This window comes from Streptomyces sp. ATLC9 (genome assembly GCF_057196705.1).
In genome coordinates, this window is record NZ_JBXUOY010000499.1 from 1 (window position 1) to 1,414 (window position 1,414).

General features: G+C 57.6%; 1 rRNA gene. It reads left to right on the plus strand.

What is annotated here, in order from left to right:
- Positions 1–1,372, plus strand: a 23S ribosomal RNA gene (locus AC2CJA_RS26640); the annotation flags it as partial.
- Positions 1,373–1,414: the final 42 nt, after the last annotated feature.

Below are 1,414 nucleotides of genomic sequence, written 5' to 3' on the forward strand. Positions count from 1 at the left end.
TGATGGTGAAGTGGATGATCCTATGCTGTCGAGAAAAGCCTCTAGCGAGTTGCATGGCGGCCCGTACCCTAAACCGACTCAGGTGGTCTGGTAGAGAATACCGAGGCGTTCGGGTGAACTATGGTTAAGGAACTCGGCAAAATGCCCCCGTAACTTCGGGAGAAGGGGGGCCATGCCTGGTGATCCGTCTTGCACGGTGAGCTGGGGGTGGCCGCAGAGACCAGCGAGAAGCGACTGTTTACTAAAAACACAGGTCCGTGCGAAGCCGTAAGGCGAGGTATACGGACTGACGCCTGCCCGGTGCTGGAACGTTAAGGGGACCGGTTAGCTCACTTTCGGGTGGGCGAGGCTGAGAACTTAAGCGCCAGTAAACGGCGGTGGTAACTATAACCATCCTAAGGTAGCGAAATTCCTTGTCGGGTAAGTTCCGACCTGCACGAATGGCGTAACGACTTCTCGACTGTCTCAACCATAGGCCCGGTGAAATTGCACTACGAGTAAAGATGCTCGTTTCGCGCAGCAGGACGGAAAGACCCCGGGACCTTTACTACAGCTTGATATTGGTGTTCGGTTCGGCTTGTGTAGGATAGGTGGGAGCCGGTGAAGCATGCACGCCAGTGTGTGTGGAGGCGTTGTTGAAATACCACTCTGGTCGTGCTGGATGTCTAACCCGGGTCCGTGATCCGGATCGGGGACAGTGTCTGGTGGGTAGTTTAACTGGGGCGGTTGCCTCCTAAAGGGTAACGGAGGCGCCCAAAGGTTCCCTCAGCCTGGTTGGTCATCAGGTGGTGAGTGTAAGTGCACAAGGGAGCTTGACTGTGAGACTGACGGGTCGAGCAGGGACGAAAGTCGGGACTAGTGATCCGGCGGTGGCTGGTGGAAGCGCCGTCGCTCAACGGATAAAAGGTACCCCGGGGATAACAGGCTGATCTTCCCCAAGAGTCCATATCGACGGGATGGTTTGGCACCTCGATGTCGGCTCGTCGCATCCTGGGGCTGGAGTCGGTCCCAAGGGTTGGGCTGTTCGCCCATTAAAGCGGTACGCGAGCTGGGTTTAGAACGTCGTGAGACAGTTCGGTCCCTATCCGCTGTGCGCGTAGGAGTCTTGAGAAGGGCTGTCCCTAGTACGAGAGGACCGGGACGGACGAACCTCTGGTGTGCCAGTTGTTCTGCCAAGGGCATGGCTGGTTGGCTACGTTCGGGAGGGATAACCGCTGAAAGCATCTAAGCGGGAAGCCTGCTTCGAGATGAGGGCTCCCACCCCGTTGGAGGGGGTAAGGCTCCCGGGAGACGACCGGGTTGATAGGCCGGAGATGGAAGCCTCGTGAGGGGTGGAGTTGACCGGTACTAATAGGCCGAGGGCTTGTGCTGTAGATGTTCGCGTTCACTGTGTGGGTTCTGAGACCACGACCGG